This is a genomic window from Streptomyces sp. NPDC029216 (genome assembly GCF_040648015.1).
In the GTDB taxonomy this organism is placed as follows: Bacteria; Actinomycetota; Actinomycetes; order Streptomycetales; family Streptomycetaceae; genus Streptomyces.
Genome location: NZ_JBEZWL010000233.1, coordinates 1 through 7,440, shown reverse-complemented (window position 1 = coordinate 7,440; position 7,440 = coordinate 1). Strand labels below are relative to the sequence as shown.

Below are 7,440 nucleotides of genomic sequence, written 5' to 3'. Positions count from 1 at the left end.
CAGCCGGCCGACCGGCACGGCCAGGTCCAGCTCCTCCACCAGCTCCCGCGCGAGCAGCAGGCGCAGCCGTCGCCCGTGCGCCCGGCCCAAGGCCCTGACCGCGGCGAACGTGCTGTTCAGGGACGGGGCCGGCCGGGTGCTGCTGGTCCGGCCCGGCTACGGCGAGCCGGGCCGCTGGCTGCTGCCCGGCGGCGGGGTCGACAGCGACCTCGGGGAGACCCCGCGGGCCGCCGCCGCGCGGGAGGTCCGCGAGGAGATCGGGCTGGACGTGGCCCCCGGCCGGCTCCTCGCCGTCAACTGGTCCCACCGGCCGGGCTACCCGGCGCGGGTGCGCTTCCTCTACGACGGCGGGGTGCTCGACGCGGCCGCCCTGGCCCGGATCCGGCTGGATCCCACCGAGCTGCTGGAGTGGCGGACCGTGCGCCGCGAGGAGCTGCGCGGGCTGGTCAAGCCGCATCTGCGGCGGCAGATCAAGGCCTGCCTCAAGGCCCTGGCGGCAGGGACGGGACCGCTGGAGCTGCACCGGGGCCGCCCGGCGGACCAGGGGTGAGATACCCCCTACCCCTTTGGAGTATGTCCGGGCGGTGGCATAGCATGCGCCGCATGAGAACGCGGGCGCAAGGAGTGGGGAAGCCCTCCGGCCTGCCCGCCCTCCTGCTGCTCGTCCTGGCCGTGCTGACGGGCCTGGTGGCCATGCACGGCCTGGGCCCGGGCGGACTCCCGCAGTCCCACCCGACGGCCTCGTCCCACACCGGGTCACCCCCGCGCACCTCCACCGCTCGCGCAGAACCCGCGGACCTCCCCGAACCCGCGACGCCGGACCCCGAAACCACCAGGCCCGCAACGCCGGACGCCGCCCACGCCAAGGCCGCGCACACGGCCCCTTCCCACGCCGAAGCCGCCACACCGGCCACCGCCCACACCGGGGCCACGACGCCGGACCCGTCCCGCATCCAGGCCGCCACACCGGCCACCGCCGACTCCGCGGCCACGACCCCGGGCGCCTCCGGCCCCGCGTCGGCCGTCGCCCGTGGAGGCAGCCACGCGGAGGATCCCGTGCACGGTGGGCGCGGGGGTGGGCACGCCGAGCATGCCGACGCGACCTGCGCGGCTTCCGGCATCGGTGGTGCACCCGTGCTGCCCGCCCTCGTCCCCGCGCCCGGCGGGGTCGCCGGCGAGGCGGCGGGCGCGCTCGCGGCAGCGTCGGGGGCGGCGGTGTACGGGCGGGCGCCACCCTCCCTCAGCGAACTGCAGCTCCTGCGCGTATAGGGCGGCTCTCCGGCATTTCCGCCGGCCAGCCCAGCCCAGACACGTCTCAGCACAGGAGAAGCACCACCATGTACGCCAAGCGTTCCCTGATCCGCCGTACCGCCGTCCTGACCGCGGCCGCCACCGCAGCCCTCGTCCTCGCCGCCTGCGGGGGGAAGTCCGACGCCGGCTCCGGGCACAGCGGCGGCCACGACGCCTCCGCCTCCGCCTCCGCCTCCGCGGGCACGGGCGCCAACAACCCGGCCGACACCGCCTTCGCCCAGGGCATGATCCCGCACCACCGCCAGGCCCTGGAGATGGCCGGACTCGCCGCGACCCGCGCCGAGTCGGCCGACGTCAAGGCGCTCGCCGAGGAGATCAGGAAGGCCCAGGACCCGGAGATCAAGACCCTGTCCGGCTGGCTGGCCTCCTGGGGCGAGCAGGTGCCCGCCGAGGGCGGCGGGCACACCGGCCACTCCATGTCCGGGATGATGACGGGCGAGGAGATGGACCAGCTCTCCAAGTCCTCCGGCAAGGCCTTCGACACCGCGTTCCTCCAGCTGATGGTCAAGCACCACGAGGGCGCCGTCGCGATGGCCAAGGCCGAGCAGAAGGACGGCGGGTACCAGCCCGCCAAGGACATGGCCGCCGCGATCATCAGCTCCCAGAGCGCCGAGATCGCCCGGATGAACGGCCTCCTCGGCAAGAACTGACCCTTCAGGCAGCACCCCAAGGCACCCGAAGGCCCCCGCGGCAGGCGCTCCCGCCGCGGGGGCCGTTCAGCGCATGCGGTCAGAACGTCCGCTCGGTGAACCAGGTCGCCTGGCTGGAGGGGTTGGTCAGGTCGACGGTCGTCCCCGACAGCCGCCCGTCCCCGCCCCGGTCCCCGGTGTAGCGGCCGACCGGCCCGTGGTTCCAGCCGACGGTGAACTCGATGTGGTTGCCGTCCACCCTGCCGTCCCGGAGCGTCCCCACCGTGTTGCCGGAGCTGACCGTCCCGAAGAGCTGTCCGGCACTGTCCTGCCTGAGGTCAACCCGCACCGTGGCGTTGGTCTGGTACAGGTACCAGACCCCGCCCGCGTTGAAGAACGGCGCCCGGGCCGACGGCGCGGCCGGCGCCTCGGCAGCGGCGGCGGTGGCTCCGCTCGCGGGGCCGGCGAGGCCGGCGCCGGCGACGGAGAGGAGCACCGCGACGGAGGCGGCGGTGAGCAGCTTGGGGATACGGCGTGCGATGGACATGAGCCCTCCAGGGGCGGCCAGGACGATCGGCCCGTTGCACAGTGCACGGAACCTCGACGCCTGCCCTACCCACCCCTGACGCAGCGAGCCCTGGGTTCACCCGGACGGCGGAGCGCGCGGTCCACGTGATCTGCGACAACCTCTCCGCCCATAAGGCGCCGGTGGTGCACAAGTGGCTGCTCGCGCACCCGCGCTTCCAGCTTCACTTCACGCCCACGTACTCGTCGTGGATCAACCAGGTCGAGCGGTGGTTCGCCGAGCTGGAACGGCGCTGCCTGGCACGGGGAGTGTTCTGCTCACTCGACGGCCTCAAGACCGCACTCGAAGACTGGACCAAGGTCTGGAACGACGAAGCCCGGCCCTTCAAATGGACCAAGACCGCCAATCAATCCTCGACCGCATCTGCCGCTACAGCGACAGGATCTCCCAACCAGGACACTAGGCCCCAGGGTCGGCAGAAGTGCGTTTGTAGTGACATGGGTAGGAATGGTCCGGCTCCCCATACACCGGGACACTCCCACTCATCCACAGCCCCCCATTCTCCAAATAGAATGGCAGAAAGTGGTTGTCTTTCCCATTCTCGAATTTAAGCACCAGATATGGTGTCAGGCCAGGGTCCTTGTTGACCGCATGCCATTTCCCGTCGGTCGAACGGCGCGTCACCTGCGAGTTCGGAACGGGGCCGTCCCACTCGATCGGAAAATCCTTGACGGAAAAGGTGTAATCGTCACGCAGCCGAATGACCGGAAGTGGCGATCTGCACTCCTGCCCTCCGTCCCATCGGCCGACCAGTTCGGAATGAGTCACGGCCTCTGGAGTGACGACGGGTTTGCCTGCCCCGCAAGAGGACGGGACGAGTGCCGTCATGGTGGCAGCTGCAAGGCTTGCACTGATGCGAAATATGTCGGATTTCACGCTATCTGCTTCCGGCCGTATTTGGATGACGCCCAGTATTGCCGGTCGATGATCCGAAAGAGACGGCCTAGCCCCCGACCCGGGCGACGAGCAGGGCGATGTCGTCGTCGGCCGCCGCCGGGACCAGGTGGGTGATCAGCGAGTCGCACACGTGGTCAAGCTGCCGCTGCGGATCCGTGAGCAGCTGGGCGAGCTCGGCCAGCCGCTCGTCGAGGTCGCTGCCGCGCGCTTCGATCAGCCCGTCGGTGTAGAGGACGAGGAGGCTGCCCGGGGGCACCTCCACCTCGGTGGGGGTGAAGGCGATGCCGCCGACCCCGAGCGGGACGCCGGGCGGGGTGTCGAGGAACCGGACGGTGCCGTCGGGGAGGGCGAGCGCGGGCGGCGGGTGGCCGGCCCGCGTGACGGTGCAGCGGCCGGCGGCGGGGTCCACGACCACGTACAGGAAGGTGGCCAGCATCGGCTCGGCCAGGTCGGCGAGGGCGGCCTCCAGCTGGTGCAGCAGGCGTACGGGGGACAGGTCCAGGCGGGCGAGGGAGCGTACGGAGGCGGAGAGGCGGCCCATGACGGCGGCGGCCCCGATGCCGTGGCCCATGACGTCGCCGATGAGCAGCGCGGCCTTGCCGCCGGCCAGGGGCAGGACGTCGTACCAGTCCCCGCCGACCTCGTTGACGTCGCTGGCGGGCAGGTAGCGGTGGCTGACGGCGATGCCCGTCGGCGGGGTGATGTGCTGGGGCAGCATGCTGCGCTGGAGGATGACGGCGGTCTCGTGCTCGCGGTGGTAGAGCCGCGCGTTGTCGATGCTGAGGGCGGCGCGGCCGGCGAGTTCGGAGGCGAGGGTGACGTCCTCGGAGCCGAAGGGGCCGAGGGGGCGGGTGCGGTAGAAGCTGGCGACGCCGATGACACGGTCCCGGGCCACGAGGGGGGCCATGACGAACGAGTGCACTCCCGCCTCGACCAGCCGCGCGGGTCTGGCGGTGTGCCGGGCGGCGGGGGCGACGGCCTGCTCGTCGAGGCGGGCCACCAGGAAGGGCTGCCGGCCGGCGAGGGCCTGGGTGTAGGGGGCGGCGGCGGGGAAGAGGAGGGTCCGGCCGAGGGGGGCGAGGATGTCCGTGACCCGGGAGCCGCCGAGCGGGGCCCGGCCCAGCCGCCTCAGGGCGACGCCGCCGGTGAGGCCCATGCCGGGTTCCTCGCTCCGGGCCAGGGCGTCGAGGACGTCGACGGTGACGGCGTCGGCGAGGCGGGGGACGGCGAGGTCGGCGAGTTCCTGGGCGGTGCGTTCCAGGTCGAGGCTGGAGCCCATCCGGATGCTGGCCTCGCTGAGCAGGGCGAGCCGGCGCCGGCCCGCTTCGGCCTCGACGTGGTCGCGCTGCTGCTCGGTGATGTCCACGAGGGAGGCGATGATCCCGATGGGCATGTGGGCGGGGTCCTCCACCCGGACGTAGGAGCAGGACCAGACCCGGTCGTGGTCGGGTTCCGCGGGGGTCCGTCCGACGCGGCGGAGGTCGAGGACCGGCTCGCCGGTCTCCAGGACCTGGAGCATGGCGTCCTCCATGTCGCGGGCGTTGACCGCGGGGAGGATCTCGGCGAGGCGGCGTCCCACGTGGGCCGACTCGGGCAGGCCGTTCATGGCTTCGAGGGCGGCGTTGACCTGGAGGAACCGCAGCTGGGTGTCGAGGATGGCGATGCCGACGGGCGAGCGGGCGAAGAGGCCGTCCCACACCGCGGAGGAGCCGCGGATGCGGCGGGCGGCGGGGGCGTCGGCGGCGAAGACCAGCACGGTGGCGGCCCCCTGCCCCCGCCGGTCGGCGACGGGCGAGGCCCAGATCTCCAGCTCCATGGGGTGTCCGTCGCGGTGCCAGGCGGTCACCGTGCCCATGACGCCCCGGCCGGTGGCCACGGTCTCCCACAGGGAGCGGCCCAGGCTGCGGTCGGATCCGGGGTGGAGGAGGTCGGCGATGTTGTGGCCGAGCATCTGCGGCGGGGCGTAGCCGAGGAGTTCCTGTGCGACCTGGTTCCAGCGGACGATCGTGCCGCTGGCGCTGGTGGCCACGAGTGCGACGGGCAGGGAGCCCAGCCATCCGCCGGCGGCCTGCGCCGCGCTGTTGATCAGGTCGTCGACCTGGATCCGTTCGTTCATCCGGCACGCACCCCACACTGGCGCCCGTCCCGCCGGCTGCCCGGGCACCGGGCGGACCTGCGGGAACCTCGGCCTCCCCCTCCATCGTGGGCCGCCCGCCGCCCGGCCGCCTCCCGGCCCGGCATGTGGTCCGCCCCGCGTTCGAGACCACGGGGCGGCACGTCGGCTTCTGCCCCTGCGGCGGTAGAGACAAACGCCCGGGGGTACGTTCAAGGAGGGGGGTGTGAGGAGTGTGCGTCATGGGTGACAGGCAGCGCGGTGAAGGGCAGGACCGGGGCCGGGCCCCGGAGAAGGGCGAGGGGCGGCGGATCCGGGGGCGGTCGCCGAGTCCCGAGCAGCTGAAGACGGGCGGGCGCCCGCGTACGCCCGACGAGGTAGCGCACGAGCGGGGCCGGGAGGACGCGACGATGCGTGACGTGATGCGGGACCTGCGGGAGGAGGACCTGGACGACATGCGCGACGACCGCTGACGCCCGAGGCTGCCGCGGGCGACTGCGGGCGGCCTACGGGGGCATATGCCGGGTTCCAGAGCGAGGAGACCCCCGATGCGTGCACTGACGATGGGAGTGGAAGAGGAGTTCCTCCTGGTCGACCGCGAGAGCAGATGTCCGGCGGACCGGGCGCCCGAGGTGATCGCGGCGGCCGCGGACGAGCTCGGGGATCAGGTCCAGACGGAGTTCTACTCCGCGCAGGTGGAGGTGTGCACGCTGCCCGTGGCCGACACGGCCCGGCTGCGGGGCGAGCTGGCGCGGCTGCGGCGCACCGCCGTGGCCGCCGCCGAGGAGTACGGGTGCCGGCTGGTGGCGACGGGAACCCCGGCGGTGCCGCCCGCCCGGCCGCTGACCGTCACCGACACCGACCGCTACCGGCGCATGGCCCGGGCGTTCTCCGCGCTGGTGGGCCAGTACGACGGCCTGGTCTGCGGCTGTCACGTCCACCTCGGCACCATGGACCGGGGCACCGCCCTGGACCTCTCCCACCGGATGCGCCCCTGGCTGCCGGTGCTGCAGTCCCTCACCGGCAACTCCCCCTTCCTCCTGGGCCGTGACACCGGTTTCGACAGTTGCCGCTTCAAGCAGTTCTCCCGCTGGCCCACCGTCGGCCCGGCCCCCGTGATGCGCGAGGCCCAGTACGAGGCGTACGTGGGCGCGCTCGTCGAGCACCGGGTCCTGATGGACCGCCGGATGCTCTACTGGTACGCCCGTCCCTCCGAGCACGTGCCCACCCTGGAGATCCGGGTCGCCGACACCAACGCCGACCTCGACACCGTGGTCCTCGTCGCCGCCCTGGTACGCGGCCTCGCGCAGGGCCTGCTCACGGACGCCGAGGGCGACCAGCCGCCCCCGGAGGTCTCCGACCGGCTGCTGCGGGCCGCCCACGAGCTCGCCGCGGCCGAGGGGCTGAACGGCTGGGGGCTCGACCCCGTCAGCGGGGAACGGCTCCCCGCCGGCACGCTGGTGGACCGCCTGCTCGCCCGCGCGGCGCCGGGGCTGGAGTCCACCGGGGACCTGGCGCTGGTGGAGGACCTGCTGCGCCGGCTGCGGCGCGAGGGCAGCGGGGCGGCCCGGCAGCGGGCCGTGCTGGGGCGGCACGGGCGCCTCACGGAGGTCGTGGACACCCTCGCCTCCGCCACCGCCACCGTCTAGGCCGGGGTCAGGTGCGCAGGGTGAACACCACCATCAGTGCGGCCAGTCCGGCGGCCAGCCAGGCGACGTAGTCCCCCACGTGTCCGGAGTGCAGGCGGCGCAGCGGCACCACCGCGAAGCCGGTGGCCCGGCCGGCGGCCGTCCGTGCGGCGGCGGCCGCCGGGCCCTTCAGGGCGGGCCCCCACAGCGCGGCGGCGGCCAGGGCCGCCGCCAGCAGGGCGCTGGCCAGGCCCTGCAGGACGCCGGAGGCCGTCC

8 protein-coding genes and 1 pseudogene are annotated in these 7,440 nt (G+C 73.5%); 6 read left to right on the top strand and 3 right to left on the bottom strand.

What is annotated here, in order from left to right:
* The first annotated feature begins 109 nt into the window (after positions 1 to 109).
* From AB0F18_RS37705 to AB0F18_RS37695, 3 genes are all read left to right on the top strand, one after another.
* Positions 110 to 550 carry an NUDIX hydrolase gene (locus tag AB0F18_RS37705; RefSeq protein ID WP_362069597.1) on the top strand — a complete coding sequence of 147 codons (441 nt, stop codon included), beginning with the start codon at positions 110 to 112 and terminating at the stop codon, positions 548 to 550.
* A 53-nt stretch (positions 551 to 603) separates the two neighbouring features.
* Positions 604 to 1,269: a DUF6153 family protein gene (locus AB0F18_RS37700; protein ID WP_362069594.1), complete on the top strand. Its 666-nt coding sequence runs from the start codon at positions 604 to 606 to the stop codon at positions 1,267 to 1,269.
* 68 nt (positions 1,270 to 1,337) lie between these two features.
* Complete coding sequence (locus AB0F18_RS37695; protein WP_362069591.1) at positions 1,338 to 1,961, top strand: DUF305 domain-containing protein; 624 nt, start codon at positions 1,338 to 1,340, stop codon at positions 1,959 to 1,961.
* 79 nt (positions 1,962 to 2,040) lie between these two features.
* On the opposite strand, the gene AB0F18_RS37690 is transcribed toward AB0F18_RS37695, so the two are convergent.
* Positions 2,041 to 2,487 (bottom strand): hypothetical protein, encoded by a 447-nt coding sequence (locus AB0F18_RS37690; RefSeq protein WP_362069588.1) that lies wholly within the window; start codon positions 2,485 to 2,487, stop codon positions 2,041 to 2,043.
* Between the two features lie 41 nt (positions 2,488 to 2,528).
* Here AB0F18_RS37690 and AB0F18_RS37685 point away from each other — a divergent pair, with 41 nt between their 5' ends.
* Positions 2,529 to 3,077 (top strand): transposase, encoded by a 549-nt coding sequence (locus AB0F18_RS37685; RefSeq protein WP_362069585.1) that lies wholly within the window; start codon positions 2,529 to 2,531, stop codon positions 3,075 to 3,077.
* A 392-nt stretch (positions 3,078 to 3,469) separates the two neighbouring features.
* Here AB0F18_RS37685 and AB0F18_RS37680 read toward each other — a convergent pair whose 3' ends face one another.
* Complete coding sequence (locus AB0F18_RS37680) at positions 3,470 to 5,539, bottom strand: SpoIIE family protein phosphatase (protein ID WP_362069582.1); 2,070 nt, start codon at positions 5,537 to 5,539, stop codon at positions 3,470 to 3,472.
* A 239-nt stretch (positions 5,540 to 5,778) separates the two neighbouring features.
* Between AB0F18_RS37680 and AB0F18_RS37675 the strand changes: the two genes are divergently transcribed.
* Positions 5,779 to 6,009, top strand: coding sequence for a hypothetical protein (locus AB0F18_RS37675; protein ID WP_362069579.1), 231 nt, complete (start codon positions 5,779 to 5,781; stop codon positions 6,007 to 6,009).
* Positions 6,010 to 6,084: 75 nt separating this feature from the next.
* Positions 6,085 to 7,185, top strand: coding sequence for a glutamate--cysteine ligase (locus AB0F18_RS37670; RefSeq protein ID WP_362069576.1), 1,101 nt, complete (start codon positions 6,085 to 6,087; stop codon positions 7,183 to 7,185).
* 7 nt (positions 7,186 to 7,192) lie between these two features.
* On the opposite strand, the pseudogene AB0F18_RS37665 reads toward AB0F18_RS37670, so the two are convergent.
* A pseudogene (locus tag AB0F18_RS37665) lies at positions 7,193 to 7,440 on the bottom strand (hypothetical protein); the annotation flags it as partial.